Genomic DNA, 26,502 nt, shown 5'->3' on the forward strand with positions numbered 1-26,502 from the left:
AAGAGACGACGTGGCACGGGATTATTACGGGACTTTGGGCGTCGGCCAGCAGGCGACGGACCAGGAGATCAAGCGCGCCTACCGCAAACTGGCGCGAGAACTGCACCCGGACGTCAACCCGGACGAGGCCGCTCAGGCACGGTTCAAGGACATCTCCACCGCATACGAGGTGCTCTCGGATCCGGAGAAGCGTCGCATCGTCGACCTCGGCGGCGACCCGCTCCAGCAGGGCGGCGGAGGCGGTGGCGGTGGATTCGGTGGAGCCGGATTCGGCGGCGGCCTCGGGGACGTGTTCGAAGCGTTCTTCGGTGGCGGCGCGGGCGGCTCCCAGCGCGGGCCCAAGGGCCGTGTGCAGCCGGGCGCGGACTCGCTGCTGCGTACCAAGCTCACTCTCGACGAGTGCGCCACCGGCGTGACCAAGCACATCACCGTCGACACGGCGATTCTGTGCGACCTGTGCACGGGCTCGGGCACCAACGGCGACTCCAAGCCGGTCCGCTGCGAAACCTGCGGAGGTGCCGGTGAAGTGCAGTCGGTACAGCGCTCGTTCCTCGGCCAGGTGATGACCAGCCGTCCGTGCCCCACCTGCCGCGGCGCGGGCGAGACGATCCCCGACCCCTGCCGCAAGTGCGGCGGCGACGGTCGCGTCCGGTCGCGTCGCGACATCTCGGTCAAGGTGCCGGTCGGCGTGAGCAACGGCATGCGGATCCGACTGGCCTCGCAGGGCGAGGTCGGTCCGGGCGGCGGACCCGCTGGTGACCTGTACGTGGAGATCGTCGAACAGCAGCACGAGGTGTTCGTGCGCGACGGTGACGACCTGCACTGCACCGTCCGCGTCCCGATGGTCGACGCGGCACTCGGCACCTCGGTCACCGTCGACGCGATCATCGACGGACCCACCGAGATCTCGATCGAGCAAGGCACACAACCGAATTCGACCACGGTGCTACGCGGTCACGGTATGCCCAAGCTGCGGTCGGGCATTCGCGGCGATCTGCACGCGCACCTCGAGGTGATCGTGCCGACCAAGCTCGACAGCAAGCAGACCCATCTGCTCGAACAGCTCAGGTCGATGCGCGACCGCGACTCGGCGGAGGTGGTCACGACCGGCTCGGCGCACAGCGGTGGCCTGTTCTCGCGGTTGCGGGAAGCTTTCAGCGGTCGCTGATCGATGGCCCCCACGGTCTTCTACCTCTCCCCGCTGCCGAACGTCGGCGAGGTCGCGGTGCTCGACGGCAAAGAAGGTCATCACGCCGCGACGGTGCGACGCATCCGCGTCGGCGAGCGGGTGCTGCTCGGTGACGGAGCGGGCGGTCTGGCCGACACGGTCGTGGCCGCAGCGGAGAAGAACCGACTGGAGCTGACAGTCCAAGCACGTAGCGAGATGCCGCGTCCCACTCCGGTGGTGACGCTGGTGCAGGCATTGCCGAAGGCGGACCGATCGGAACTGGCCGTCGAGCTGGCCACCGAGGCAGGCGTCGACGCCGTGGTTCCCTGGCAGTCCGCGCGATGCGTCGCCCGGTGGGAGGGCCCGAAGGCATCCAAGGGCGTCGCGAAGTGGCGGAGTACCGCGGCGGAAGCCGCCAAGCAGTCGCGTCGGGCATTCATCCCCGAGGTCTCCGAGCTGCACGATTCGCGTGAGGTCGACGCTTTCGTGCGCGGCGTCGTGGAGCGCGGTGGAATCGTGGCGGTGCTGCACGAGGCGGCCACCTCGGCGTTCCGAGACCTGCCGTTCGACTCGGTGCCCGAGGTCGCGATCGTCGTGGGACCCGAGGGTGGCCTCGACGACCGAGAGGTGGCCGCCCTGACCGAGGCGGGTGCAACCCCGGTCGTGCTCGGCCCTACGGTGCTGCGGACCTCGACGGCAGGAGCGGTGGCCCTCGGCGCGCTCGGGGTTCTGACCTCGCGGTGGGCACAGTTGCCGCCCGACTTCCAGAACGCATGAGCGCACGGATCAAGATCGCCTACGGCGACCACCCGGAGCAGTTCGGCCATCTCTATCTGCCGGCCGAACCCGTCGACGACACGACCCCGGTGGTCGTGGTGGTGCACGGCGGGTTCTGGAGCGGACAGTACGGATCCAATCTGGGTACCCAGTTCGCCCGCGCCGTGGCCGGAGCCGGAGCGGTGGCGTGGAACATCGAGTACCGACGCGTCGGCGCAGGCGGACACTGGCCGGAGATGCAGTCCGACGTGACCGCAGCACTCGACGTGGTCGCGGGGGAACTGCAGCACCACGCCCCGGTCGGGATCGACGACGTGCGCGTGATCGGGCACTCCGCAGGCGGGCACCTGGCCGTGTGGCTCGGCGGAGAGACCGGCACGAAGGTCCGCCCATCACGCATCGTCTCGCAGGCCGGCGTTCTCGATCTCGAACCGCGAGGTGCGTCGGGACGCACCAACCCGGCGGTCGAGGCGCTGTTGCAGGCCCGGTACCAGGACGACCCCGCGCCGTACCGATCCGCCTCGCCTGCTGCCCGTGCACCCATCGGTATCCCGACGATCTGCCTGCACGGGGCCGAGGACGTCCAGGTGCCCGCCGCGCAGAGCGAGCGGTACGTCGCGCTGGCGCGAGCCGCCGGAGACGACGCCCGACTGACGATCGTGCCTGGGGAAGACCACTTCGCTTTCCTGAACCCCGATTCGCGGTGTTGGGCGCTCTCGCTCGACGCCGTGCTCGGTGCCACCGCCGGTTAATGGGAATGCGCATCGTTGCTGCGGCGTTAAACTCCATCCATAGCAAGTGCACATCCGAGCAGCCGACACCAGAGAGCAGGCCATAGCCACCACGTGAGTGAACACAGCGAATTTCCCGCCGAGCGTGACGTTCGGTCCACCTTGGAACTCGCCCCCGAAGCGGTGATGCCACTGCTGGGACAGTCCGACGAGAATCTGCGGGCGCTCGAGCAGATGCTGACGGCAGACATCCACGTACGAGGAAACGCCGTGACGCTCACCGGAAAAGTGGCGGATGTGGCGCTGGCCGAACGGGTGATCTCCGAGTTGGCCGCGCTGGCCAAGCGTGCTCAGCCACTGACTCCCGATGCGGTGCGCCGATCGATCGCCATGCTCACCGAGGGCGTGTCGGATTCACCGGCCGAGGTGCTCAGCCTCGACATCCTCTCGCGCCGCGGCAAGACGATCCGGCCCAAGACGCTGAACCAGAAGCGGTACGTCGATGCGATCGACGCCAACACCATCGTGTTCGGCATCGGCCCGGCCGGTACCGGCAAGACGTACCTGGCGATGGCGAAGGCCGTGCAGGCATTGCAGACCAAGCAGGTCAGCCGCATCATCCTGACGCGTCCTGCAGTGGAGGCGGGGGAGCGCCTCGGCTTCCTGCCCGGAACGCTGCACGAGAAGATCGACCCGTACCTGCGCCCGCTGCACGATGCGTTGCACGACATGATGGACGACGAAGCGATCCCCAAGCTGATGCAGGCGGGGGTCATCGAAGTCGCCCCGCTCGCCTACATGCGCGGCCGCACGCTCAACGACGCATTCATCATTCTCGACGAGGCACAGAACACCACCGCCGAGCAGATGAAGATGTTCCTGACGCGACTCGGATTCGGGTCGAAGATCGTCGTCACCGGCGACGTGACCCAGGTGGACCTTCCCGGTGGCGCGCGATCCGGGCTGCGCGCGGCGTCCGAGATCCTCACCGACGTCGACGACATCCACTTCGCGCAGCTGACCAGCAGCGACGTGGTGCGGCACCGATTGGTTTCGGAGATCGTCGACGCGTACGAGCGGTTCGAGTCGACGTCGGAAGGCGTCATTCCCAATCGGGCGCAACGGCGGACCGGTGGACCGCGTTCGGCGAGAAGATGATTCAGGCGTACGGAACGACAGATGCAGGCAACGAGAGCGTGGGTAGTGGCTAGATGAGTATCGAAGTGTCCAACGAGTCGGGGATGGACATCTCCGAACCCGAGCTGGTCTCGGTCGCACGGTTCGCGATCGCCGGCATGGACGTGCATCCCGCCGCGGAACTGTCGATGGTGCTGGTGGATTCGGCCACGATGGCCGATCTGCACATGCGGTGGATGGATCTGCCCGGCCCCACCGACGTGATGTCGTTTCCGATGGACGAGCTCGAGCCGGGCGGTCGTCCCGATGCGCCCGAGCCAGGACCGGCGATGCTCGGCGACATCGTGCTGTGCCCGTCGTTCGCCGCGGATCAGGCTGCAGCTGCGGGACATTCGCTCGAGCACGAGTTGGCGCTGCTGACCGTGCACGGTGTGTTGCACCTGCTCGGTTACGACCACGCCGAGCCGGACGAAGAGAAGGAAATGTTCGAGCTGCAGAACCGTCTGCTGGCCGAATGGTACGAGGACGCAAGGCGAGCGGAAGAGGCTGCCGAACAGGCCGTCCGCGATGCCCGGCTCCTCGGCAAGGCCGGTTTCGTCGATGGACTCGATCGATGAGCTGCGTCGTCGAACAGGTGGAAGTGTGGGGTCGTAGCGCGTGAGCAGTGCTGCTGCGCTCATCGTGTTCGCTGTCCTTCTGGTGCCTCTCGGAGGCCTGTTCGCTGCCGTCGATTCCGCGCTGAACACGGTGTCGCGGGCGCGAATCGACGACATGGTCAAGGACGAGCGCCCCGGTGCCGCCGGCCTCGTCGTGGTGGTCGGCGACCGCCCGCGGTACGTCAATCTGATGGTGCTGCTGCGCATTCTGTGCGAAATCGGCGGCACGGTGTTGCTCGCGGGTGGCCTGACGCAGTTGATCGACTCCACCACGGCACTGGTGATCAGCGCGGTGGCGATGGTGTTGGTCAGTTACGTCGTGATCGGTGTCGGTCCGCGAACCCTCGGTCGGCAGAACGCATACTCGATCGCGTTGGCGGCCGCACTGCCGCTGCGTGCACTCGGGTGGCTCCTCGGGCCGATCAGCCGCCTGCTCATTCTCATCGGTAACGCGATCACCCCCGGTAAGGGATTTCGCAACGGCCCCTTCGCTTCCGAGATCGAACTGCGTGAACTGGTGGACATGGCCCGCGAGCGCGGTGTCGTGGCCGACGACGAACGGCGGATGATCCAGTCGGTGTTCGAGCTCGGAGACACCTCGGCCCGTGAGGTCATGGTTCCGCGCCCGGAGATGGTGTGGATCGAGTCCGACAAATCAGCAGGGCAGGCCACTTCGTTGGCCGTGCGCAGCGGCCACTCCCGCATCCCGGTGATCGGCGAGAACGTGGACGACGTGGTGGGGGTCGTCTACCTCAAAGACCTTGTGCAGCAGACGTATCACTCCACAGACGGTGGCCGCGGAGTGCAGGTGTCCGAGGTGATGCGTCCGGCCGTCTTCGTTCCCGACTCCAAGGCGCTCGACAGTCTGCTCGCCGAGATGCAGCGCGATCGCAACCACATGGCCCTGCTCGTCGACGAGTACGGAGGCATCGCCGGACTGGTGACCATCGAGGACGTGATCGAGGAAATCGTCGGCGAGATAGCCGACGAATACGACTCCGACGAGGTTGCGCCCATCGAGGAACTGGACGACGGACGTTATCGGCTGTCCTCGCGGTTGCCGCTCGAGGACCTCGGCGAGATCTTCGGTATCGACATCGAATCCGAGGAAGTCGACACCGTCGGTGGACTCCTCGGCTACGAACTCGGCCGAGTGCCGTTGCCCGGTTCGCAGGTGATCACCCACGGACTCCTGCTGCGCGGAGAAGGTGGAGCCGACCCGAAGGGGCGCGTCCGTATTGCCACGGTCCTGGTCGAGAAGCTCGAACCGGACGAAGAAACCACCGAGGACGACGACTCGTCGGACGTCACTCGCCAACACTGAAATCTGGAGGTGCTCTTGTGTCAGAGCAGAACAACGGTGAGTTCCGATCCGGATTCGTCTGTTTCGTAGGTCGACCCAACACCGGCAAATCCACGCTGACCAATGCGTTGGTGGGATCGAAGATCGCCATCACGTCCTCACGTCCCCAAACGACGCGGCACACCATCCGCGGCATCGTGCACCGAGAGCACGCCCAGCTGATCCTGGTCGACACGCCGGGCCTGCACCGACCGAGAACGCTACTTGGTCAACGCCTCAACGACCTGGTGCAGGACACCTACTCCGAGGTCGACGTCATCGGACTCTGCATCCCCGCGGACGAGAAGATCGGGCCCGGCGACCGGTGGATTCTCGAACAGGTGCGGCACATCGCGCCCAAGACGACGCTCATCGGCATCGTGACCAAGATCGACAAGGTCAAGAAGGAACGCGTCGTACAGCAGCTGATGTCGCTGTCGAAGCTGCTCGGTGAGAATTCGCACGTAATCCCGGTGTCGGCCGAATCGGGCGAGCAGATCGAGAAGCTCGTCGATCTGCTGGCCTCCGAACTGCCGCAGGGCCCGGCGTTCTACCCCGACGGAGAACTCACCGACGAGCCCGAGGAAATCCTCATGGCCGAACTCATCCGTGAGGCCGCGCTCGAAGGCGTCCGCGACGAGCTGCCACACTCGCTGGCCGTCGTCATCGACGAGGTCACCCCCCGCGAGGGTCACGACAACATGCTCGACGTGCACGCCATCATGTACGTGGAGCGATCGAGCCAGAAGGCGATCATCATCGGCAAGGGTGGTTCGCGACTCAAAGAGGTCGGCACGGCGTCGCGACTGCAGATCGAGAAGCTACTCGGCGCCAGGATCTACCTGGACCTGCACGTCAAAATCGCGAAGGACTGGCAGACCGACCCGAAGCAGATGGGCAAGCTCGGCTTCTGACCGGAGCGGCTTCGCCGCACGTGCACGACAATTCGTAGCAGACTACGAAGTTTCGCTCACCTGGTCCACCAGGGATCGGGGCGCTTGCGGTGCCACTGCAACACGTTCTCGAGCTGAGCGGCCACCGACACCAGTAGCGGCTCCGAGGATTCGTGGCCCATCAGTTGCAGGCCGATCGGAAGGCCGGCGGTGGTGAACCCTGCCGGCACGTTGACGCTCGGCCAGCCAAGCACGTTCCACGGCCAGGTGTAGGGACAGTGCTCGGTGATCACCCGATCGGTGTCGGCATTGGAGATGCCGTCGATGGCCTCGATCCGCGGCGGTGGGGTGGCCGTCGTCGGGGCGAGCACGATGTCGTACTCGTCGAAGAATCGGCCGATACGACGCCCGATGCGCGGCTCGGCGGCGCGGGCTGCACGGAGCGGCGCTCCGGCGAGAGCCCGGCCGCTCCTGGCATTGGCTCGGGTCCTCGGGTCGGCGAGAGACGGATCCGGCAGACGGTTCACCCAGGCCGCCACACCGGCCAGCGAGCGGGGTAAGAAGTTGAGCCCCAACAGCATTCCGTAGGCGGGGTCGTCGACGACCACTCGATGTCCGAGCAGTCGCAGCACCGCGGCCATCTCGTACGCGGCAGCCGCGATCTCGGGGTCCAGGGGTGCGGGCGTCGGGATGAAGGGCTTACGCAGGCTGAGCGCGATGCGCAGCGAGCCGGGGTTGCGTCCGACGGCATCGGAGACGGTCAATGGTTTCGGACGATGGAGATCTCCGTCGTGACTACCCGAGACCACGTCGAGGAGCAGTGCCGCGTCGGCCACGGTACGTGCGAGCGGGCCGATGACGGTGATGCCGTTGAACGCCTCGGGCTCCGGCCACGACGAGATGCGTCCGCGTTGCGGCTTGATCCCCACGAGATTGGTCCAGGAGGCCGGAATTCGCACCGAGCCGGCACCGTCGGAACCGAGAGCGGCAGAGACCAATTCGGCAGCCACTGCGGCAGAGCTCCCACCCGAGGAGCCGCCGGGGGTGCGCTCGCGGTCCCATGGATTGCGGGTGTGCCCGAAGGTGCCGCCGGTGAAGGGCCATTGGCCGAGTTCGGGGCTGTTGGTCTTTCCGACGATGATGGCCCCGGCCGCACGCAGTCTGCGCACCACCTCCGAATCCGTGGTGGCCGGTGGAAAGTTGCCCGCGCAGCCGAAGGCGGTCGGCTCCCCGGTGACGTCGACGTCGTCCTTGACGGCAACGGGAACGCCGAGCAGGGGAGCGGTGGTGCCGGCGGCGCGCAGCCGGTCCGCTTCGGCGGCCTCGGCGAGGGCGGCGTCGCGGCGCACGAGGCGGAACGCGTTGAGCGTGGGTTGGCTCTTGTCGATCCGATCGAGCGATTCGGTGACCGCCTGTACCGAGGTGATGCGACCCGACGCGAGAGCGGCGGCCTGGGCAACGAGAGTCGACCGATGGAAATCCACGCCTGCACAGTATCGACTTCTCGTCAGCGCGGGAACGGTCGCCGCCGCTGCGCGCGTGGGACACTGGACGACGTGAGGCCATACCGTGACAACGCAGTCGTCCTGCGCCAGCACAAGCTGGGCGAGGCCGACCGTATCGTCACGTTGTTGACCAGGGAGAACGGCATCGTGCGGGCCGTCGCAAAAGGGGTTCGCCGCACCAAATCCAAGTTCGGTGCACGGCTGGAACCGTTTGCGCACATCGACGTCCTGCTCTATCCGGGACGCAACCTCGACATCGTCACCCAGGTGCACACCGTCGACGCGTTCGGTGGAGACATCGTCGCCGACTACGGCCGCTACACCACCGGCTGTGCGGTTCTCGAAACGGCCGAACGGCTGGCCGGTGAGGAACACGCGCCCGCGCAGCGGCTGCATCAGCTGACTGTCGGTGCCCTGCGCGCCCTCGCGCAGCACGTGCGGCCGCCCGAGTTGGTGCTCGACGCATACCTGCTGCGCGCGATGGGTTTCGCCGGATGGGCACCCGCACTGACCGATTGCGCGCGGTGCGCCGCGGTGGGGCCGCACCGTGCGTTCCACGTCGCTGCCGGTGGTGCGGTGTGCGTGCATTGCCGACCGCCGGGCTCGGCGACGCCGTCGACCGGGGTACTCGACCTGATGGTTGCGCTCGAGCGAGGCGAGTGGGACTACACCGTCACCACCTCCGATGCCGTCCGCAAGCAGGCCAGTGGCCTGGTGGCGGCTCATCTGCAGTGGCATCTCGAACGACAGTTGCGCACCCTTCCGCTCATCGAACGCTCGCACCCGCACCAGGTGCCGCTGGCCCAACCTGACTCCGTGTTCGCCGACACCGTCGGGCAGGATGGGGACCGTGATTCGACGACGCGAGCCGCAACCCCGGCCTGACGAACGGCCGGCGGTGCGCCCGCCGGACCCGCACCCCTCGGGTGCGCGGCCACCGATCCTGCAGCCGGAACTGATTCCTCGTCACGTCGCTCTGGTCATGGACGGCAACGGTCGGTGGGCACAGGATCGTGGATTGCCGCGAACCGCAGGGCACGAGCAGGGCGAAGCGGTACTGATGGACGCCGTCTGTGGCTGCATCGAGATCGGTGTGCAGTGGTTGTCCGCGTACGCATTCTCGACGGAGAACTGGAAGCGCAGTCCCGACGAGGTCAAGTTCCTGATGGGCTTCAACCGGGACGTCATTCGTCGTCGACGCGACGAGATGAACGAGATGGGCGTCCGGGTTCGCTGGGCCGGCCGTCGCCCGAGGTTGTGGGGCAGTGTCATCAAGGAACTCGAGGTTGCCGAGGAGTTGACGAAACGTAACACCGTGATGACCTTGACGATGTGCGTCAACTACGGCGGCCGAGCCGAGATTGCCGATGCCACAAGGGAAATCGCTCGACAGGTGGCCGCGGGCAAGCTGAACCCGGAGAAGATCACCGAGGCCACCGTCGCCAAGTACCTCGACGAGGCGGACATGCCGGACGTGGATCTGTTCCTGCGTCCGTCGGGGGAGCAGCGGACGTCGAACTTCCTGCTGTGGCAGTCGGCGTACGCGGAGTTCGTGTTCCAGAAGAAGCTCTTCCCGGATTTCGACCGTCGGGATCTGTGGGAGGCGTGTATCGAATACGCCTCGCGGGACCGACGATTCGGTGGAGTCAAGTATGAGTGAGGACGCGAACGGGACGCCGGACGAGGGGCTTTCGTTGCAGGCCCGCGCCCAGTTGGCGCTCTCGCAGTTCGCGACGGTGACACTCGGCGACGAGGGATCTCTCGGTTTCGACTACGCGGGCGCTCTGTGCTCGCTGCGTGCCGTTCGACTCTCGCCCGAACTCGAGGTGCTCTCGCTCACCGCGGTCTTGGCTTGGGACCGGCCGCTGAAGCCGGCTCTGCACAAGAAAGTTGCCGACCGCAATGCGGACTCGCAATTCGGCGCGATCTCGGTCAACACCCACGGCAAGCTCGCGGATGTGTTGTTGCGCTACACCTTTCCCGCGAACGGTCTGGACGACGAGGCGATGTTGACGATGCTCATTCTGGTGCTCGCCGGAGTCGAGAAGGCGCGTGAGGGCCTACTTCCCTGACTCGTCAGCTAAGGTTTGCCTGTACTTAGTTTCTAGTAGAGGTGGATGCGATGACTGTGCGGTGGACCCGAATGCTCACGGTAGTGGTGGCGGTGATCACCCTCGGTGCGGCCGTGACGGCCTGTTCGACCACCGACGACGTCGACACGGCGACGCAGTCGGCGGACGGTGCGTTCCCGGTTGTCATCGACCACATCTACGGCAGCACGACCATCGCCGAGAAGCCCACGCGCATCGTCACCCTCGGGGTGTCCGACGCCGATGCCGTCATCGCGCTCGGCACCGTTCCCGTCGGGAACACCGGGTACACGTTCTACGAGACCGGACTCGGTCCCTGGACCGACGAGTTGGTCGGTGACGCGCCGTTGACGCTGCTGGGCTCGGAGTCCGAGCCTAACTTCGAGCTGATCGCCTCGCTGGCGCCGGATCTCATCACCGGACTCAACGCGGGTTTCGACGAGGCGACGTACGACAGGCTCAGCGGCATCGCGCCGACGGTCGCCCGACCTGCAGGATCTGCTGCCTATGCCGTCGATCGTGAGGTTGCCACCGACACCATCGCTCGCGCGATGGGTGAACGCGACCGCGGTGAGCAGTTGAACGCGCAGACCGACGCCGCGCTCGAGCAGGTTCGAAACGAACATCCGGAGTTCGCGGGCAAGACTGCAGCAGTGGTGCTTCCGTACGACGGCCAGTTCGGCGCATATCTGCCCGGTGATGCCCGCGGCACATTCGTCACCTCACTGGGCTTCGAGGTCCCGGAATCGATCCGCGCCCAGGACGACGGCACCAACTTCTTCGTTCCGGTCTCGTCCGAGAACATTTCGATGCTCGATGCGGACCTGGTGCTCTATCTCGGTACCGGTGCCGACATCGACGTGGTGGCGGAGAACCCGATCTTCGGAACTCTCGATGCTGCTCGGCGCGATGCGATCGTGCCGTTGTCCACCGATCAGCGTGGAGCGATCACGTACAACTCGGTGCTGTCGATTCCGTTCGCCATCGACGCGTTGGTACCTCGCATCGCAGAGGTCGTCGCCTGAGCGGAATCACTGGGGGGCTGCGGTGCACTGACTGCAGGTGCCGAAGATCTCGATCGTGTGGCTCACGTCGCTGAAGCCGTTGGATTCGGCGACGCTCTGCGACCACTTCTCGACGGTGGGGCCTTCCACCTCTACGGTGAAACCGCACGAGCGACACACCAGGTGATGGTGATGTCCGGAGGAGCAGCGCCGGTAGACCGACTCGCCGTTGTCGGTGCGCAGAACGTCGACCGTCCCGGCGTCGGCCAAGGTCTGCAGTGTCCGATACACCGTGGTGAGCCCGATACCCTCACCGCGCTTGCGCAATTCGTCGTGCAGATCCTGTGCGGACTTGAACTCCTCGATGGTGTCGAGCAGATCGGAGATGGCACTGCGCTGCTTGGTGGCCCGCACTCCGACGACGACGGGTCGTCGCGATGTCGCGGTGTCGGTGGACTTGTCGGTCACAGGTTCCGGCCTTCCTCGGCGTGGGCCACGGCGTCGACGACGATATGGGAGAGGTGATCGTCGACCAATCGGTACAGGACCTCGCGTCCGTTGCGTTCTCCGCGCACCACACCCGCTGCCTTGAGCACTCGAAGGTGCTGGCTGATCAACGGTTGCGTGACGCCGAGGGCGACGACGAGTTCGTGCACGCACCGCTCGGACTCACGCAGCTGCAGCACGATGGCGATGCGCACCGGGGCCGCGAGTGCCCGGAGGATGTCGCCCGCCGCGGTCAGAGTCTCCTTCGGCGGGATGTGAGCCGGGGGAGCGGCGGCGAACGGATCGCCGGAGTGCAACGGGTGCTCCGGGTCCTGCCGGTGGGTCGAACTTGCTTCCACTGTCGAATCCGTGGACACGGTTGCGGCTCCTTCGGTCGCCGGTTCGTTGTCGGCGGACTCTCCCTGCACGAGCGACGTCATGACACCAGGTTAGTGCAGTAGTTGTTATTGCAAATCGTATTCATTGTGATATGCACAGGTGCGCATGTCAACTTCCGCACCCGACCGCTGTTCGGTTTAGCCCGCCGAGCCAGATAGTCTGATCAGGGCGAAAACCGCCCGTCACCTCTTACACGATGTAACCGAAGATGGAGAGCTCCGCCAGTGGCACCCAAGTCCAAAGTCGAAACCGTCGCCAACCTCGCCAAGCGCAGAGGCCTCGTCTACCCGTGCGGCGAGATCTACGGCGGTACCAAGTCGGCCTGGGACTACGGCCCGCTGGGCGTCGAGCTCAAGGAGAACATCAAGAAGCAGTGGTGGCGCAACATGATCACCAGCCGCGACGACACCGTCGGGCTGGACTCCTCGGTGATCCTGCCCCGGCAGGTGTGGGAGGCGTCGGGCCACGTCGAGACGTTCTCCGACCCGCTGGTGGAGTCGCTGCACACGCACAAGCGGTACCGCGCCGATCACCTCATCGAGGCCTACGAGGAGAAGCACGGCCACCCGCCGGAGAACGGCCTCGCCGACATCCGCGACCCGGAAACCGGTGAACCCGGCTCCTGGACCGAACCGCGTGCATTCTCAGGTCTGCTCAAGACCTTCCTCGGCCCGGTCGACAACGAAGAGGGCCTGCATTACCTGCGTCCCGAGACCGCACAGGGCATCTTCGTCAACTTCGCCAACGTGCTGACCACCTCGCGCAAGAAGCCACCGTTCGGCATCGGCCAGATCGGTAAGAGCTTCCGCAACGAGATCACTCCGGGAAACTTCATCTTCCGCACCCGTGAGTTCGAGCAGATGGAGATGGAATTCTTCGTCAAGCCCGGCGAGGACGACGAGTGGCATCAGTACTGGATCGACTACCGCATGAAGTGGTACACCGATCTCGGTATCGATCCGGAGAACCTGCGGCTCTACGAGCACGCCAAGGAAAAGTTGTCGCACTACTCCAAGCGCACCGTCGACATCGAGTACAAGTTCGGCTTCCAGGGCAGTGCGTGGGGCGAGTTGGAGGGCGTGGCGAACCGCACCGACTACGACCTCTCGGTGCACTCCAAGGCGTCGGGCCAGGACCTGAGTTACTACGAGCAGGCCACCGACACCCGCTACACCCCGTACGTCATCGAGCCTGCGGCCGGTCTGACGCGTTCGCTGATGGCGTTCCTCGTCGACGCGTACACCGAGGACGAGGCCCCCAACGCCAAGGGCGGCGTCGACAAGCGCGTCGTGCTCAAGCTCGACCGTCGCCTGGCCCCGGTGAAGGTTGCGGTGCTTCCGCTCTCGCGTAACGCAGACCTGACGCCCAAGGCGAAAGACCTTGCGCAGCAACTGCGTCAGTACTGGAACGTCGAATTCGACGACGCCGGAGCCATCGGTCGCCGTTACCGTCGACAGGACGAGATCGGCACCCCGTTCTGCATCACCGTCGACTTCGACACCCCCGACGACCACGCAGTCACCATCCGCGAGCGCGACACGATGGCGCAGGAACGCGTGGCACTCGATCAGGTCGAGGGCTACATCGCCTCCCGTTTGATCGGCGCGTAAGAACCTCACTCACCCGACAGGGCCCGATCTCGCGATGAGATCGGGCCCTGTCGGCTGTCGAGGGGTGGGTCAGAAGCGGCCGCCACCACCACCGAATCCGCCGCCGCCGCCACCTCCGCCGAAGCCCCCGCCACCACCGAATCCGCCACCGAAGCCTCCGCCACCCCCGCCGCCGCGAAGCACACTGTCGATCAGAATGCCGCCGAGCACTGCGCCGGCGATGTTGCCGCCGCTGCCGCCGCCGCGAGGACCGTGACGATTCTCCCAGTTCTGGACATCGGACTGGGCGATCTGCGATGCGCGCGAGGCCAATTGGCTGGCAGCGTGAGCATGCTTGAGGGCTTCGTCGGGGTTGTCCTGGCTCAGCTGCCGAGCCGCGCCGAGGTGGCGTTCGGCCTCGGACAGGCGCGTTCTGGCGTCGGCCCCCACACCGCCACGGCGGGTCGAGATGTAGTCCGCGGCTGCGGTGATCTGCGCCTGAGCGGCGGCGATATCGCGATCCAGACGGGCCCGCAGTTGATCCTCGGCAGCCTTGTCCGCCGAGGCCTCGTCGACGATCTTCTCGAGTTCGGCGTCGGCCGCCGCGAGCGCGGTGTAACTGCCGAGAGGGTCCGAAGACTGCGCCGTCTCTGCGTTCTTCAGAGCCGCCTGCGCCGCCGTCATGGCCGATTGCAGTTCGGCCCCACCGTGTTCGGCCAAACCACGAGCCTGCTCGATGTCGCGGCGAACGTCCGCGATGGCGTCGGGCAGGGTGGCGATGGCATGCCGGATGTCGTCTCGCGCATGGTCGACGCCGTCGAGCAGGGTCTTGGCCTGGTCGACGGCTCGTTCGGCCGTTCGAATGGCGGTCACAGCAGGTCCCTGCTTACCGGGCGGGAGTGCTGCCGCCTTGCGGCCGGCTTCGATGTTGTCCTCGGCCAGTGCCATTCGGTCCTTGGCCATCGTGACGTTGTCTGCGATCGAGGCCAGGGCGGAGGCGGCGAATTCCGAATGCAGCTGCGCGAGAACCGACTCGGATTGCGGAATTCTCACCGTCAAGCCGACGACCGCCTGGGTCAGCTCGTCGAGGTGGGCGTCTGCGTTCATCACGAGATCGCGGAATCCGTCGAATTCCTCCACCCGCGAATCGAGTTCGCGATTGGCCTGGCCACAGGAGGAGATGATCTCGACGAGCATCGCTCGACGCTGATCGGGAGTTTCCGGAATGGCGTCGTCGAGGCGTTGGCGGATCTCGAAGGCGGACGCGAGGGCCCGTTTGGCGTTGTCGTGGGCGGCGATGAAGGGTGCGGCCGCAGAATCTCCGAACTCTCCACGAGCGAGGTTCAATTCCTCTTCGCTGGCGCGTACTGCATTGTCGGTCTCGACCAGGATTTCCTTGGCACGGGTGTCGAGTACGTCGATGGGGAAGGCGGCCAGTGCGGCCGGATCGCTCGGGTCGATCTTCGTCACGGCCTCGACCTCGGCGGCGACGCGGGCCTTCTTGCGCCGCGACGAGTAGACGACGGCTCCGCCGCCGGCCACGGCCAGTACGCCGACGCCGATCAGCAGGGGTGCGGACGAGCCGCCGCTGCCGCTCGAGGCGTACGCGTCGCCGAGCGCACCCGCTGCTGCGATGGCCGCACCGGACCAATCTTCTTCGCGCAGTGCGGGTTCGACGTCATTGACCCGAATATCTTCCTGCTCGGACGAGGTGATCTGCGACAGTCCGGTGTTCACACCGAGGTAGTACGAACGGTCCACGGTCGCCACCGCGAGCAGAACGTCGCGCTGCCCGAGATCGCTCCTCGATGCAGTCTGCTCGGCCCAGCTCGCCGCCGACATGTTGTCGAAGTCCGCGACGTACGTGACCCACAACCGAAGCTGGCTGCTGCCGTAGAGGTCGTCGACGGAGGTCTGTACCTCGGCCATCGAGTCGGGGTCGAGTGCCTGGACGTTGTCGGTGATCTGCGTGGGCAGGCGCGACGGAGCCTCTGCGGAGGCGACCCCCGGCGCGAGCAGGACCGCCGCGAACAGGGTCAGGGCACCCACGGCGGCGAGACGACGAAATCGATGGACCGAGCTTCGGGGGTCTGACTTTCGAACGACTGTGGCGCTGCTGTGCCGCCGGTGCTGGACTGCCATGCGCTGAAATCTACCGGCTGGGCGGCGAGGAGATCGAGCAGGTCGATGTGGATGCATGACAGTTGTCACCTCGTAATCGTGACGCTCGAACGAGGTCGACGCTGCTCGATCGCAGCAGAGTGATTCCCATGACCACAACGAAGGCAGTCGAACTGCGAAACGTCACCAAGACCTACGGCTCGGTCCGGGCGGTCGACGGGCTCAGCCTGTCCATCGAACCGGGCGAGGTCGTCGCATTTCTCGGACCGAACGGAGCGGGAAAGACGACCACCATCGATATGATGCTCGGCCTGGCGACACCCACCACCGGGTCGGTGTCGGTGTTCGGGGGAACACCCGCCGACGCGATCGCCCAGGGCCGCATCTCGGCCGTCATGCAGACCGGCGGTCTGCTTCGCGACCTGACCGTCCGAGAAACCGTCGAGCTGACGTCGGCACTGTTCGCCCGCACACGGTCGGTGAAGGAAGTCCTCACCCGGGCCGGCATCGCCGACATCGGAGATCGGCGAGTGGCCAAATGCTCCGGGGGACAGCAGCAGCGACTGCGATTCGCGCTGGCACTGCTACCCGATCCGGACCTGCTGGTGCTCGACGAGCCGACCACCGGAATGGACGTCGAAGGACGTCGCGACTTCTGGAACGCCATTCGCCAGGACGCCAGCACCGGCCGAACGGTGCTGTTCGCAACGCACTACCTCGACGAGGCCGACGCGTACGCGGACCGCATCGTTCTGGTGCGGCACGGCAAGATCGTCGCCGACGGCAGCGCCGCCGAGGTGAAGAACCTGGCGGCAGGGCGCACCGTCACCGCCACACTGCCCGGCGTCGACCAGTCGGTGTTGCTGGCTCTGCCGGGAGTGGACCGCGTCGACACACGTGGCGACCGGGTGATCGTCCACGGACGCGACTCCGACGCGGTGGCCCGGTACCTGCTCAACGACGCACACGCGACCGATCTCGAAATCGTCTCGCGCAACCTCGAGGACGCATTCCTCGCCCTGACCACCGACTCCGAAAACAACCTCGCCGGGAGCATCCGATGACCACGACCACGCAGTCCACAACCACCCGCACATCCGGCAGAGCCGTTGCCTGGGGCGGATTCTCGACCACGTTTCTCGGACTCGAAATCCGCAGACTGTTCCGAAACAAGCGCACGCTGATCTTCACGTTGGTCATGCCGCCGGTGTTCTTCGTCATCTTCGGCACGCAGTCGGACTACCGCACCGACTATCCCTTTGCGCACGGCAACGTCACCGGTTACATCGCCATCAGCATGGCCGTCTACGGAGCGATGCTGGCAACGACCAGCGGGGGAGCGATGGTATCGGTCGAGCGGGCACAGGGGTGGAGCCGACAGCTTCGCCTGACGCCGCTCAGGCCCGTCGCCTACATCGTCACCAAGGTGCTCGTGGCCATGACGATGGGCGCGGCCTCGATCGTGGTGGTGTTCGTCGTCGCGAAGTTCCTCGGGGCGGACATGCCGATCTGGGTGTGGATCGTCAGCGGCCTGATCGGCTGGATCGGCTCGGCGGTGTTCGCCGCGTTCGGACTGTTCATGGGCTACCTGCTGCCCTCGGAGAACGTGATGCAGATCCTCGGACCCGTGCTCGCGTTCCTGGCGCTGGCAGGCGGACTCTTCGTTCCCCTCGGTGACAGCGGCTGGTTCCCGATGTTGGCCCAGTTCACCCCGCTCTACGGCTTGGCCACCGTGTCCCGGGCCGCGTTCGCCGGGACCGAAACCGGAACGTTGCTGGTCGCCGTGATCAATCTGGTGGTCTGGGCGACGATCTTCGTCACAGGCGCGGCGATGCTGTTCCGGAGAGACACCAAGCGTGCCTGAGACCGAAACCGCTGATCGTGCCGCCCACAGGGATACCGTGGGCGACATGACCACGTTCACCGCCGATCTCCCCGAGGGCCGGGTCTGGCGGTACGGCTGGATGTTCGGAGCCATCTGGCTCATCTATCTGATCTATCCGTTGAACGAGATTCTGTCTCTGGAATCCGTGCCGGCCCGGGTCTTCGGGATCGTCGTGATTCTCGGCTTCGGTGTCGTGTTCACATCCACCTTCTGGCGTTTCCGCAACGGACACCGCCGAGGACATCCACTGCCGACGTCGCAGGCATGGATCGCGCTCGGGGTGATGGTGGCCCTGACTTTCGCGATGAGTGCCTTGGTCGGTACCACCGGTTTCGGCGCGACCGTCTACATAGCGGTGCTGGCGATGATGACCCTGCCGGTCCGGCAGGCCTGGGCGTTGGTGGCGGCGATGGTGGTGATCGTCGAAGCGGCTCCACGCTTCGTCGATTCCTGGGAGCCCGACAACTTCTTCGCCTTCCAGCTGCTGATCAGCGCGGCCGCGGCATGGGGAATCACTCAGGTCTTCCAGCGCAATCACGAATTGGCCGTGGCCAGGCAACAATTGGCAGACCTGGCCATCGTGGCCGAACGCGAGCGCATGAGCCGGGATGTGCACGACATCCTCGGTCATTCCCTGACCGTCATCACCGTCAAGAGCGAACTGGCCGGCAGGCTCATCGAGATCGACCCCGCCCGAGCGGCCGTCGAGATCGCCGAACTGGAAACCCTTGCCCGGCAGGCACTTGCCGATGTGCGCAGCACCGTCGGGGGCATGCGACAGGTCGACATCGGATCCGAGTTGGCCAGTGCGCGAACCGCATTGACCGCTGCGGGAATCGATGCCGATCTTCCCGGTGACGCCGACGTGGTGCCACTGCGACATCGAGAACTGTTCGGTTGGGTGATCCGGGAGGCGGTGACCAATGTGGTCCGCCACTCGAGCGCACGACATTGCCGAGTGACGCTGACGTCGTCGACCATCTCCATCGTCGACGACGGAGTGGGACCGGCAGACAAGGATTCCGGCGGCAACGGTCTGCGGGGTCTGGGAGAACGAGTGGCCGCCGCGGGTGGTGCACTGACGATCGCCCGGGTGCCGACCGGTGGTTTCAGGGTGGAGGTACACGGTGAATAGGACGCAGGCGCAATGACCATCACACTCCTGCTGGCGGACGACCAAGCCCTGGTGCGGGGAGCGCTGGCAGCTCTGCTGGGGCTCGAACAGGATCTCGACGTCGTCGCCGAGGTGGGACGCGGGGACGAGGTCGCCGCTGCCGTTCTCGAACATCGACCCGACGTCGTCCTGCTCGACGTGGAGATGCCCGGCAGGAACGGTATCGAGGTCACCGCCGAACTGGCCCAGATCGCTCCGGAGTCGAGAGTGCTGATCGTCACCACATTCGGACGACCCGGCTACCTGCGGCGCGCGATCGATGCGGGTGCGTCGGGTTTCGTGGTCAAGGACACCCCAGCCAAGCAGTTGGCCGACGCCGTTCGGCGCGTGCACATGGGGCTTCGCGTGGTCGATCCGACGCTGGCGACCGAAACCCTCACCGACGGCGTCTCTCCACTGACGGCCCGAGAGCAGGAGGTTCTCCGGGCGGCCGCCAAGGGCGGGACGGCGGGATCCATCGCTGCTCAGGTCCACCTCTCGGAGGGCACGGTACGCAATCATCTGTCGTCGGCCATCGGTAAGACCGGCACCAGTACCCGGGCCGAGGCGGTACGGGTGGCCGAGGACAGAGGGTGGCTGTAGGTCGTTCGGGGCGCGCCGTATTCACGCCGACGAGCAGGCCTGGCAAACTCGAGGGGTGAATTCAACTCTCGACCGAGATTCGTACGGAGACCCGTACGACGATCGGTATGCCCCGGACCCCGGTCCCGAGCGCCTGGGCTTCTTCGGAACGCTAGGACGCTGGACCGGTCGGCTCGTCGCGGGAGTGGTACTGATGTCGCTGGTGCTGGTCGCGGGAACAGCAGTGCGGGTGTGGCAGGTGGCGCGCATCGACGACTATTCCAAGGCGGACGCCATCGTGGTGCTCGGTGCCGCGCAGTACAGCGGCACGCCGTCGACGGTGTTCGAGGCACGACTGTCCCAGGCCGCGTCGCTGTACGAGCAGGGAATAGCCCCCGAGATCGTCACCGTCGGCGGCAAGCAGGAGGGGGACCTGTTCACCGAGGCCGCGTCGGGCCGCAACTATCTGATCGATCAGGGCGTTCCCGCCGACGCCATCGTTGCCGTCGAGACCGGCTCGGACACACTCGAGAGCATCGAGGCCGTGAGCAACACCCTGCGCGAGCAGGGCAAGTCGTCGGTGGTGTTGGTCAGCGATCCGTGGCATTCACTTCGCACCCGAACCATGGCGCGCGACGCAGGCCTCGACGCCTGGACCTCGCCGACGCGCACCGGTCCCGCGGTCTACACCAGAGAATCCCAGGCGCACGGAATCGCCAGGGAGACAGGCGCTCTGCTGTGGTATCAGCTGACCCACTTCACCGCGGACTTCTCCTACACGGCAGGCCAGTAGATGACCGGCACGTACTCGGCCCACGACGTCGAACGATTCGTCCCCGAACCGCCCAAGACCGCGGGACTGCGGGCCGGGGCAGACAACGCCTCGCACCGAAGCGCCTTCGCGCGCGATCGAGCGCGCGTGTTGCACTGCGCCGCACTGCGCAGGCTCGCCGACAAGACCCAGGTCACCGGACCGCGAGACGGAGACACCCCACGCACGCGGTTGACGCACTCGCTCGAAGTTGCCCAGATCGGCCGCAGCATCGCCGAAGGACTCGGCAGCGATCCCGATCTGGTGGACCTGGCCGGGCTGGCGCACGACATCGGCCACCCGCCGTACGGGCACAACGGCGAACGCGCCCTCGACGAAGTGGCCCAGGATTGCGGTGGGTTCGAGGGCAACGCGCAGAACCTGCGCATTCTCACCGGACTCGAGCCGAAGATCCTCGATGCCGACGGTCGCAGCGTCGGGCTCAACCTGACCCGAGCCTCGCTCGATGCCGCCACCAAGTACCCCTGGATCCGACCAGCCCCGGGCGCGAAATTCGGTGCCTACGAAGACGACTCCGCCATTCTGGGTTGGGTGCGTGACGGCGCTCCGGACGAACACAAGTGCCTCGAAGCGCAGAGCATGGACTGGTCCGACGACGTGGCGTACTCGGTGCACGACGTCGAGGACGGTGTGATCGACGCTCGAATCGACCTGCGGGCGCTGTCCGATCCGATCGAGCGACGCGCCCTCGCAGAACTCGGCGTCTCCGAATTTCGCGGACTCGATGTCGACGAACTGATCGAGGCCGCGGATCGCCTGTCGAGGATGCCCGTCGTGGTCGCGGTCGGACGCTACGACGGAACTCTCGCCGCATCGGTGGCGCTCAAGCACATGACCAGTGAACTCGTCGGCCGCTTCGCCACCGCCGCCATCGAGGGCACGCACGAGAAGTACGGCACCGCGCCGTTGAGTCGCTACGACGCCGATCTCGTGGTGCCGTCGATCGTCGGCTCGGAGGTTGCGCTGCTCAAGACCATGGCCCTGCGGTACGTGATGTCCGACGCCGGACACAAGATCCGCCAGGAGCGTCAGCGCGATCGCATCCACCGCGTCGCCGAGTGGCTGATGCGCTCGGCTCCGGGCGAGCTGGACCCCATCCTGGTGCCCGCCTGGCAGCGGGCCGACAGCGATGCCGAACGGACCCGAGTGGTCGTCGACCAGATCGCGTCGTACACCGAGAGCCGACTCGAACTGATCGACAAGCGTTCGCTCGGAGCTCAGGCCAGCTGGGGCTGACCGCTCCGCGACCGAATGTGGGTAGGTCCGGATCGGGACTAGACTGCCCTTCGTGGCCGGCCGAATTCCTGAACGCGACATCGCCGCCATTCGCGAACGCACACGGATCGAAGACATAGTCGGCGATTACGTCTCTCTCAAGCGCGCGGGCGGCGACTCCATGAAGGGGTTGTGCCCCTTCCACGACGAGAAATCTCCGTCGTTCCATGTCCGACCCAACCACGGTCACTATCACTGCTTCGGCTGTGGCGAGGGCGGTGACGCCTACTCCTTCCTTCAGAAGATCGAGCACATCTCCTTCGTCGAGGCCGTCGAGCAATTGGCCGATCGGTTGAACTACTCGATCTCCTACGAGGGCGGCGGGCCGTCGGTTCAACGTGACCGCGGCACCCGAGCACGCCTGATCGCCGCGAACGCTGCCGCGCAGGAGTTCTACGCGGGCAGGCTCGGAGGTCCCGACGCCCAGACCGCGCGGGACTACCTCACCGAACGCAACTTCGACGGCCACGCCGCCCTGGCCTACGGCTGCGGATACGCGCCCGACGGCTGGGACACCCTCACCAAACACCTGCTGGGCAAGGGCTTCGAGGCCAAGGAAATAGTCGACGCGGGGCTGGCGACACCCGGTAAGCGGGGGACGCCGATCGATCGCTTCCGGCGTCGGCTGGTGTGGCCCATTCGCAGTCAGAGCGGCGACGTCATCGGCTTCGGCGCGCGCAAGCTGTTCGACGACGACACTATGCCGGGTAAGTACATCAACACCCCGGAAACGATGCTGTACAAGAAGTCTCAGGTGTTGTTCGGCCTCGATCTGGCGCGCAAGGAGATCGCGAAATCGCATCAGGCCGTCATCGTCGAGGGCTACACCGACGTGATGGCGATGCACCTGGCAGGCGTCAAGACTGCGGTGGCGTCCTGCGGAACCGCATTCGGCGAGGATCACCTGGCGATGCTGCGTCGATTGATGATGGACGACAGCTACTTTCGCGGCGAAGTGATCTACACCTTCGACGGCGACGAGGCCGGCCAGGCCGCCGCGATGAAGGCATTCGAGGGTGATCAGAAGATCGCCGGTCAGACGTTCGTCGCCGTCGCGCCGGACGGAATGGACCCGTGCGATCTGCGCCTGAAATCCGGCGACAACGCCGTTCGCGATCTCGTGGCCAGGCGCACCCCGATGTTCGCTTTCGTCGTCAAATCGCTGCTGCGAGAACATGATCTCGATACGCCTGAGGGGCGCGTCGAAGCATTGAAGCGAACCGTCCCCGTGGTCGCCCGCATCAAGGATGCGTCGCTGCGGGACGAGTACGCGCGGCAGCTCGCCGGCTGGACCGGGTGGGACGACACCGCGATGGTGCTCGCCCGCGTGCGCGACGAGGCGAAGAAGGGTGCCCGAGGCGACTCGAGTGGAAAACGCGTGCCGTTCGAGAAGCGTCAGGCAGCGCCCGCCGAAGCCCCCGCCGGGCCGCCGCGCCCCAATCCCACCGATCCGTCCCTGTGGCCGCAACGGGAAGCGCTCAAGGCGGTATTGCAGATGCCCGCGATGGCAGGAACGGTGTTCGATTCGCTCCCGCCGGAAAGCTTCCATCACCCGGCGTACGCGGCTGTGCGCGACGCAGTGGCCGCTGCCGGCGGCACCGCTGCCGGGCTGGGCGGAGGGGAGTGGGTCGACGCCGTGGCCAAACAGGCCAAGGACGCCGTTGTCGTGTCGTTGGTCACCGAGCTCGCCGTCGACCCGATGCGCGTGGCCGACGACGCCCTCACCCGCTACATCTCGGGCGTGCTCGCACGACTCCAGGAGGTATGGGTCGGCCAACAGGTGGCGGAACTCAAATCGAAACTGCAGCGCATGTCGCCGGTGGAGAAGCCCGACGACTACAACGCGCTGTTCGGCGACCTCATCGCCCTAGAGCAGTACCGCCGCAGTCTGCTCGAGCTCGCCGTCGGGAGTGTGGCCGAGGTCGGTTAGCGCCGCAGCTGATCGCGGGGAACGAAGACCTGGGTCTCGTCGTCGATCGGCTTCATCGGTTCCAGTCGTGGCTGGGTGTTCAGGGAATCGGACAGCTTCTGACGGCCGACCTCGATCGCCTTCTTGGTGGCCGGGCTCGACGCGACGGCGCTCGCCGTCTTGCGAATCTGCTCGTACCGGCCACGTCCCGCCTTGGCACCGAGTACGTAAGCAGCTCCGGCCGCCAGTACCAAACGAATCATCAGTAGGTCCTCCCATAGGGCGTGCGGCTGTTCTTCCATCTTGCCCGACGAACCTCGAGCAGGGCGATTTGGTACTCGGCAGAACCCGATTTGGTAGTAGCAAGGGGGTGTGCGCTATTGTTTCCAACGGCTCGCACGAGAGTGTGACGCCGCGAGGTAATCCCCCATAGCTCAATTGGCAGAGCATTCGACTGTTAATCGAAGGGTTCCTGGTTCGAGTCCAGGTGGGGGAGCTCAGAGCCCCCGTCCGGTCCATCCGGGCGGGGGCTTTCGACTGTCCCCGTCTGCAGCCAGCTCACCGGAACACCGGTCGCGAGTGCCCACGCGTTGAAGACCACCTTCCGAGGCGAGGTCTTGCCGCTCTCGGCGTTGGACACGCTCTGTCGAGAAATTCCGATGCGCTCCGCGAGTTCGGTCTGCTCGAGGCCTGCCTCTTCGCGCGCAATGCGCAGCCGGTGTCGCGGCTGAATCTCAGGAACCCGTCCCTGGTCATACACGGTTGTCATAGTTCGTAGCTTAGAACCACGTTCGTAACTTGGCAACAGGTACGAACCGTGTGTGTGACGGATAACAACACCTACGTCGATCAAACCGCCTATGACGTAATAGTTGACGTGTGCCAAGTTGCACGGTAGAACTTGACCTATGCCAAGTATCGAACACCTGCTAACCGTCGCTCAGGTGGCGGCTCGGCTCGGCATCACACGCCGCGCAGTCCAGCAGGCCATCGCGAGAAATGCGCTGGCCGCCCAGAAGCTCCCGACCAAAACCGGGGCCTACCTGATCGAGCCGGCCGAGGTCGATCGATACGACCAGGCGCGACGTCACGAAACGGCAGTCTCGTGATTGCCATGCAGCGCAAGCGATCTCCGCGCAGTCTCGCGCTGTGGCTGCTCGCGATCTGCGCAGCGGGCGCGGCCTCATGGGTGCTGATTCTGTGGGCGTTCATGCAGGTGGGTTCTGCGTTGAAGGTCTGGCTGTGAGCGCGCCGGAGCGGAACGACATGCGCTTCCTGCTGTCGCCGGACAAGAGAAGCCGCCGGTTGTTCAGGCCTGAAGCCAGCCAGGTGCAGGCTGGGATGCAAGACGAGATGGCACGTCGCGACGACGAACGTCAGCGTGCACAGGACGTTCGGGACGCGGCCCGGCTGGCGACGTTGTGGATGCGGGATGCGATCCGTGCGATCGAGGACCTGGACTACGTCGACCGTGTCGGCTTTCTCTCCGAGGGTATCGATCGTCTCGATGCCGTTGCGGCGGAACTGAATCAGAGACTGGACCGTCTGCAGTCGGCACTCCGCAGTGTGCTCGATTCGGCACCGAGCCGACCGCCTCACCTCGGCACCCTGCGGGGGCGCGAGTGCTCGAAGCAAGGGACTGTCGATCCGCTGGTCGTCGCGGCACTGGCATCCGCGGCCGTCTTCGGAGATATGTCCGGAAGCCAGCATGCCTTCGAGGAAACCGTCAGCACTTACGCGCGGATGGCCGAGGGTCTCTCTGGCAATGCCGCGCTGCGCATGGAGTCCGAGGTTCCGAAGCCTGGCCAGCATCTCAAGTACCGCCCGTCGGGGAAACCTGCCGGGCTGTCTGACCGTCACGGTGGCGCGCTGAATTCTACTGCGGCCCCTGACGGTTCAGGCCCCGGTGGTGGCGGCTGACCGGCCCCCCGGGTCGCCGCCACCACCGGTATCCACCTACCTCGACAGACAAGTAACGGGCCCCGCATTGCCCGCGAGGCCCGTCTACTCACCAGAAGAATCGAGTGAATCCTGATGAGCACCAGCAACAATACCCCCGACTGGCTGCAACAACTGGCCTCCGAAGTGCAGGCGGATGCGCAGCTCGCCTACGACCGGTACATCCCGGCCGCTGCGACACCGACCGACCGGCCCTCCGGTGTCGAGCTCCTCGTCCCGCACATCAACGAGGCAGGCAAGACGATCTACACGGTGTACCCGTGCCGGGTCGTGTACCGCGGTGAGGTCGACGGCCTGCACTTGTGGCAGGCCGTCAACGACCGCTGGATGAAACCCGGAGACAAACTGCGCGTCGCGTACCTGCCCCCGCACTCCGAGATCACCGGGCCACCGATCGCAGTGCCGGCGGTGGCGCATGGCTGACACCGCATGCGTCGGCGTCATCAACGGTCGCCGCGCAGTCCGAATGGTCCGAGAAGCGAAGCGAGCGCAGCTGATCGACAACGCCGAACTGATCCGGCGGGCAGCGAAGTCCGCCGTGGACCAGCTCGCCGAGACCGACGTCGACCGCGATCAGCACAAGATCATCACCCACATCGCGTACCAACTGAGCCTGCTCGAGGGTGTCCTCGAAAACGTAGCGGAGGCATGACATGTCCGACATGAAAGTGATCGTGTCCGAGGTGAACGCGAAGCGTGGCCTGGTCAACGAGCGGTACTTCATCCAGATCGATGCTGTCGACAAGCAGTCGGCACTCGGTAAGGCGGTCGTCGAGCAATCCCCGCAGGGCGGAGGCGATACACCGATCAGCGAGGTCACCGCCGACGCGCTCCCGAAGCACGTCCGAGACGCCCTGTACCTGTGGCTGGCATCGGTCGAGGTGATGGCGTCATGACCGACGAACGGATTGCCTACGTCCTGATCGCGGCCGCCGCTGTCTGCGGCTACTTCGCGATGCGTCTGATCTGCACCCTCGTGATCGCAGCTGGGTGGTACGTCTCATGAACC

General features: G+C 65.8%; 31 protein-coding genes and 1 tRNA gene. 26 read left to right on the forward strand and 6 right to left on the reverse strand.

Annotated features, from left to right (window positions below; all coding sequences use genetic code 11):
* The first annotated feature begins 10 nt into the window (after positions 1–10).
* The 7 genes from dnaJ (at position 11) to era (ending at position 6,725) form a co-directional block, all read left to right on the forward strand.
* Positions 11–1,168 carry a molecular chaperone DnaJ gene (dnaJ, locus tag CH296_RS19950; RefSeq protein ID WP_032394547.1) on the forward strand — a complete coding sequence of 386 codons (1,158 nt, stop codon included), beginning with the start codon at positions 11–13 and terminating at the stop codon, positions 1,166–1,168.
* A gap of 3 nt (positions 1,169–1,171) precedes the next feature.
* Positions 1,172–1,945, forward strand: a complete 774-nt coding sequence (locus tag CH296_RS19955; RefSeq protein WP_094682546.1) for a 16S rRNA (uracil(1498)-N(3))-methyltransferase — start codon at positions 1,172–1,174, stop codon at positions 1,943–1,945.
* Complete coding sequence (locus CH296_RS19960) at positions 1,942–2,697, forward strand: S9 family peptidase (RefSeq protein ID WP_094647577.1); 756 nt, start codon at positions 1,942–1,944, stop codon at positions 2,695–2,697. Before CH296_RS19955 ends, CH296_RS19960 begins: the two co-directional genes overlap by 4 nt.
* A gap of 93 nt (positions 2,698–2,790) precedes the next feature.
* On the forward strand, positions 2,791–3,834 hold the full coding sequence (locus tag CH296_RS19965) for a PhoH family protein (RefSeq protein WP_032394544.1): 1,044 nt from the start codon (positions 2,791–2,793) through the stop codon (positions 3,832–3,834).
* Positions 3,835–3,887: 53 nt separating this feature from the next.
* On the forward strand, positions 3,888–4,430 hold the full coding sequence (ybeY, locus tag CH296_RS19970; protein WP_094685590.1) for an rRNA maturation RNase YbeY: 543 nt from the start codon (positions 3,888–3,890) through the stop codon (positions 4,428–4,430).
* A 40-nt stretch (positions 4,431–4,470) separates the two neighbouring features.
* Positions 4,471–5,793 (forward strand): hemolysin family protein, encoded by a 1,323-nt coding sequence (locus CH296_RS19975; protein ID WP_032394542.1) that lies wholly within the window; start codon positions 4,471–4,473, stop codon positions 5,791–5,793.
* Between the two features lie 17 nt (positions 5,794–5,810).
* Positions 5,811–6,725 (forward strand): GTPase Era, encoded by a 915-nt coding sequence (gene era, locus CH296_RS19980; protein WP_094685591.1) that lies wholly within the window; start codon positions 5,811–5,813, stop codon positions 6,723–6,725.
* Positions 6,726–6,781: 56 nt separating this feature from the next.
* On the opposite strand, the gene CH296_RS19985 is transcribed toward era, so the two are convergent.
* Positions 6,782–8,188, reverse strand: coding sequence for an amidase (locus tag CH296_RS19985; RefSeq protein WP_094685613.1), 1,407 nt, complete (start codon positions 8,186–8,188; stop codon positions 6,782–6,784).
* Positions 8,189–8,260: 72 nt separating this feature from the next.
* Between CH296_RS19985 and recO the strand changes: the two genes are divergently transcribed.
* The 4 genes from recO to CH296_RS20005 are packed head-to-tail and all read left to right on the forward strand — an operon-like array spanning position 8,261 to position 11,324.
* On the forward strand, positions 8,261–9,094 hold the full coding sequence (gene recO / locus CH296_RS19990; RefSeq protein WP_008715506.1) for a DNA repair protein RecO: 834 nt from the start codon (positions 8,261–8,263) through the stop codon (positions 9,092–9,094).
* On the forward strand, positions 9,051–9,869 hold the full coding sequence (locus CH296_RS19995) for an isoprenyl transferase (RefSeq protein ID WP_045194677.1): 819 nt from the start codon (positions 9,051–9,053) through the stop codon (positions 9,867–9,869). Before recO ends, CH296_RS19995 begins: the two co-directional genes overlap by 44 nt.
* Positions 9,862–10,281 (forward strand): hypothetical protein, encoded by a 420-nt coding sequence (locus tag CH296_RS20000; RefSeq protein WP_045194679.1) that lies wholly within the window; start codon positions 9,862–9,864, stop codon positions 10,279–10,281. Before CH296_RS19995 ends, CH296_RS20000 begins: the two co-directional genes overlap by 8 nt.
* Before the next feature lie 50 nt (positions 10,282–10,331).
* Positions 10,332–11,324 carry an iron-siderophore ABC transporter substrate-binding protein gene (locus CH296_RS20005; protein ID WP_082073669.1) on the forward strand — a complete coding sequence of 331 codons (993 nt, stop codon included), beginning with the start codon at positions 10,332–10,334 and terminating at the stop codon, positions 11,322–11,324.
* A 6-nt stretch (positions 11,325–11,330) separates the two neighbouring features.
* Here CH296_RS20005 and CH296_RS20010 read toward each other — a convergent pair whose 3' ends face one another.
* Positions 11,331–11,771, reverse strand: coding sequence for a Fur family transcriptional regulator (locus tag CH296_RS20010; RefSeq protein ID WP_094631107.1), 441 nt, complete (start codon positions 11,769–11,771; stop codon positions 11,331–11,333).
* A complete protein-coding gene (locus tag CH296_RS20015) occupies positions 11,768–12,229 on the reverse strand; it encodes a metalloregulator ArsR/SmtB family transcription factor (protein ID WP_306436624.1) in 462 nt (153 codons plus the stop codon). Before CH296_RS20015 ends, CH296_RS20010 begins: the two co-directional genes overlap by 4 nt.
* A 183-nt stretch (positions 12,230–12,412) precedes the next feature.
* Between CH296_RS20015 and CH296_RS20020 the strand changes: the two genes are divergently transcribed.
* Positions 12,413–13,798, forward strand: a complete 1,386-nt coding sequence (locus CH296_RS20020) for a glycine--tRNA ligase (protein ID WP_094685592.1) — start codon at positions 12,413–12,415, stop codon at positions 13,796–13,798.
* A gap of 69 nt (positions 13,799–13,867) precedes the next feature.
* On the opposite strand, the gene CH296_RS20025 is transcribed toward CH296_RS20020, so the two are convergent.
* A complete protein-coding gene (locus CH296_RS20025) occupies positions 13,868–15,919 on the reverse strand; it encodes a YgcG family protein (protein ID WP_373557292.1) in 2,052 nt (683 codons plus the stop codon).
* Between the two features lie 128 nt (positions 15,920–16,047).
* Here CH296_RS20025 and CH296_RS20030 point away from each other — a divergent pair, with 128 nt between their 5' ends.
* Genes CH296_RS20030 through dnaG form a run of 7 tightly spaced genes read left to right on the forward strand, consistent with a single transcriptional unit; the run spans position 16,048 to position 23,555 of the window.
* Positions 16,048–16,962 (forward strand): ABC transporter ATP-binding protein, encoded by a 915-nt coding sequence (locus tag CH296_RS20030; RefSeq protein ID WP_094628765.1) that lies wholly within the window; start codon positions 16,048–16,050, stop codon positions 16,960–16,962.
* The gene (locus CH296_RS20035; protein ID WP_094657784.1) at positions 16,959–17,762 is read left to right on the forward strand and encodes an ABC transporter permease; all 804 of its coding nucleotides are present in this window, start codon (positions 16,959–16,961) and stop codon (positions 17,760–17,762) included. The genes CH296_RS20030 and CH296_RS20035 overlap by 4 nt, the downstream gene beginning before the upstream one ends.
* A 46-nt stretch (positions 17,763–17,808) precedes the next feature.
* Entirely contained in the window at positions 17,809–18,918 is a 1,110-nt protein-coding gene (locus CH296_RS20040) for a sensor histidine kinase (protein ID WP_094685615.1), read from the forward strand.
* A 12-nt stretch (positions 18,919–18,930) separates the two neighbouring features.
* A complete protein-coding gene (locus CH296_RS20045; protein WP_094685593.1) occupies positions 18,931–19,539 on the forward strand; it encodes a response regulator transcription factor in 609 nt (202 codons plus the stop codon).
* A gap of 55 nt (positions 19,540–19,594) precedes the next feature.
* Entirely contained in the window at positions 19,595–20,311 is a 717-nt protein-coding gene (locus tag CH296_RS20050) for a YdcF family protein (RefSeq protein WP_094628771.1), read from the forward strand.
* The gene (locus tag CH296_RS20055; protein WP_094685594.1) at positions 20,312–21,586 is read left to right on the forward strand and encodes a deoxyguanosinetriphosphate triphosphohydrolase; all 1,275 of its coding nucleotides are present in this window, start codon (positions 20,312–20,314) and stop codon (positions 21,584–21,586) included.
* Positions 21,587–21,638: 52 nt separating this feature from the next.
* Entirely contained in the window at positions 21,639–23,555 is a 1,917-nt protein-coding gene (gene dnaG / locus CH296_RS20060; protein WP_094681898.1) for a DNA primase, read from the forward strand.
* Here dnaG and CH296_RS20065 read toward each other — a convergent pair.
* The gene (locus tag CH296_RS20065) at positions 23,552–23,797 is read right to left on the reverse strand and encodes a hypothetical protein (RefSeq protein ID WP_032394749.1); all 246 of its coding nucleotides are present in this window, start codon (positions 23,795–23,797) and stop codon (positions 23,552–23,554) included. The two genes, dnaG and CH296_RS20065, sit on opposite strands and share 4 nt — an antisense overlap.
* Before the next feature lie 160 nt (positions 23,798–23,957).
* On the opposite strand from CH296_RS20065, the gene CH296_RS20070 reads away from it, so the two are divergent.
* Positions 23,958–24,030 (forward strand) — tRNA-Asn (locus tag CH296_RS20070).
* On the opposite strand, the gene CH296_RS20075 is transcribed toward CH296_RS20070, so the two are convergent.
* Positions 23,992–24,303, reverse strand: coding sequence for a helix-turn-helix transcriptional regulator (locus CH296_RS20075; protein ID WP_094650281.1), 312 nt, complete (start codon positions 24,301–24,303; stop codon positions 23,992–23,994). The two genes, CH296_RS20070 and CH296_RS20075, sit on opposite strands and share 39 nt — an antisense overlap.
* Before the next feature lie 139 nt (positions 24,304–24,442).
* Here CH296_RS20075 and CH296_RS20080 point away from each other — a divergent pair, with 139 nt between their 5' ends.
* The 6 genes from CH296_RS20080 to CH296_RS20100 all read left to right on the forward strand — a co-directional run bounded on the left by CH296_RS20080 (position 24,443) and on the right by CH296_RS20100 (position 26,389).
* Entirely contained in the window at positions 24,443–24,643 is a 201-nt protein-coding gene (locus CH296_RS20080; RefSeq protein ID WP_094685595.1) for a helix-turn-helix domain-containing protein, read from the forward strand.
* 5 nt (positions 24,644–24,648) lie between these two features.
* Entirely contained in the window at positions 24,649–24,780 is a 132-nt protein-coding gene (locus CH296_RS29605) for a hypothetical protein (protein ID WP_256980515.1), read from the forward strand.
* Positions 24,777–25,454, forward strand: coding sequence for a hypothetical protein (locus CH296_RS20085; protein ID WP_143546400.1), 678 nt, complete (start codon positions 24,777–24,779; stop codon positions 25,452–25,454). Before CH296_RS29605 ends, CH296_RS20085 begins: the two co-directional genes overlap by 4 nt.
* A 114-nt stretch (positions 25,455–25,568) precedes the next feature.
* Positions 25,569–25,916, forward strand: a complete 348-nt coding sequence (locus tag CH296_RS20090; protein ID WP_094685597.1) for a hypothetical protein — start codon at positions 25,569–25,571, stop codon at positions 25,914–25,916.
* Positions 25,909–26,145, forward strand: coding sequence for a hypothetical protein (locus CH296_RS20095; RefSeq protein ID WP_094685598.1), 237 nt, complete (start codon positions 25,909–25,911; stop codon positions 26,143–26,145). The genes CH296_RS20090 and CH296_RS20095 overlap by 8 nt, the downstream gene beginning before the upstream one ends.
* Before the next feature lies 1 nt (position 26,146).
* The gene (locus CH296_RS20100) at positions 26,147–26,389 is read left to right on the forward strand and encodes a hypothetical protein (RefSeq protein ID WP_094685599.1); all 243 of its coding nucleotides are present in this window, start codon (positions 26,147–26,149) and stop codon (positions 26,387–26,389) included.
* The last annotated feature ends 113 nt before the right edge of the window (positions 26,390–26,502 follow it).

It is taken from the genome of Rhodococcus sp. 14-2496-1d (assembly GCF_002259365.1).
GTDB lineage: Bacteria > Actinomycetota > Actinomycetes > Mycobacteriales > Mycobacteriaceae > Rhodococcoides.

Coding starts and splice junctions, on each gene's coding strand:
- CH296_RS20055 (WP_094685594.1), top strand. CDS start 20,312: ATGACCGGCACGTACTCGGCCCACGACGTCGAACGATTCGTCCCCGAA.
- CH296_RS20000 (WP_045194679.1), top strand. CDS start 9,862: ATGAGTGAGGACGCGAACGGGACGCCGGACGAGGGGCTTTCGTTGCAG.
- CH296_RS20100 (WP_094685599.1), top strand. CDS start 26,147: ATGTCCGACATGAAAGTGATCGTGTCCGAGGTGAACGCGAAGCGTGGC.
- CH296_RS20025 (WP_373557292.1), bottom strand. CDS start 15,919: ATGGCAGTCCAGCACCGGCGGCACAGCAGCGCCACAGTCGTTCGAAAG.
- CH296_RS19955 (WP_094682546.1), top strand. CDS start 1,172: ATGGCCCCCACGGTCTTCTACCTCTCCCCGCTGCCGAACGTCGGCGAG.
- CH296_RS19960 (WP_094647577.1), top strand. CDS start 1,942: ATGAGCGCACGGATCAAGATCGCCTACGGCGACCACCCGGAGCAGTTC.
- CH296_RS20005 (WP_082073669.1), top strand. CDS start 10,332: ATGACTGTGCGGTGGACCCGAATGCTCACGGTAGTGGTGGCGGTGATC.
- CH296_RS20040 (WP_094685615.1), top strand. CDS start 17,809: ATGACCACGTTCACCGCCGATCTCCCCGAGGGCCGGGTCTGGCGGTAC.
- ybeY (WP_094685590.1), top strand. CDS start 3,888: ATGAGTATCGAAGTGTCCAACGAGTCGGGGATGGACATCTCCGAACCC.
- CH296_RS20015 (WP_306436624.1), bottom strand. CDS start 12,229: ATGACGTCGCTCGTGCAGGGAGAGTCCGCCGACAACGAACCGGCGACC.
- CH296_RS29605 (WP_256980515.1), top strand. CDS start 24,649: ATGCAGCGCAAGCGATCTCCGCGCAGTCTCGCGCTGTGGCTGCTCGCG.
- CH296_RS20095 (WP_094685598.1), top strand. CDS start 25,909: ATGGCTGACACCGCATGCGTCGGCGTCATCAACGGTCGCCGCGCAGTC.
- CH296_RS20035 (WP_094657784.1), top strand. CDS start 16,959: ATGACCACGACCACGCAGTCCACAACCACCCGCACATCCGGCAGAGCC.
- CH296_RS20090 (WP_094685597.1), top strand. CDS start 25,569: ATGAGCACCAGCAACAATACCCCCGACTGGCTGCAACAACTGGCCTCC.
- CH296_RS19995 (WP_045194677.1), top strand. CDS start 9,051: ATGGGGACCGTGATTCGACGACGCGAGCCGCAACCCCGGCCTGACGAA.
- CH296_RS20045 (WP_094685593.1), top strand. CDS start 18,931: ATGACCATCACACTCCTGCTGGCGGACGACCAAGCCCTGGTGCGGGGA.
- CH296_RS20075 (WP_094650281.1), bottom strand. CDS start 24,303: ATGACAACCGTGTATGACCAGGGACGGGTTCCTGAGATTCAGCCGCGA.
- CH296_RS20065 (WP_032394749.1), bottom strand. CDS start 23,797: ATGATTCGTTTGGTACTGGCGGCCGGAGCTGCTTACGTACTCGGTGCC.
- CH296_RS20080 (WP_094685595.1), top strand. CDS start 24,443: ATGCCAAGTATCGAACACCTGCTAACCGTCGCTCAGGTGGCGGCTCGG.
- CH296_RS20030 (WP_094628765.1), top strand. CDS start 16,048: ATGACCACAACGAAGGCAGTCGAACTGCGAAACGTCACCAAGACCTAC.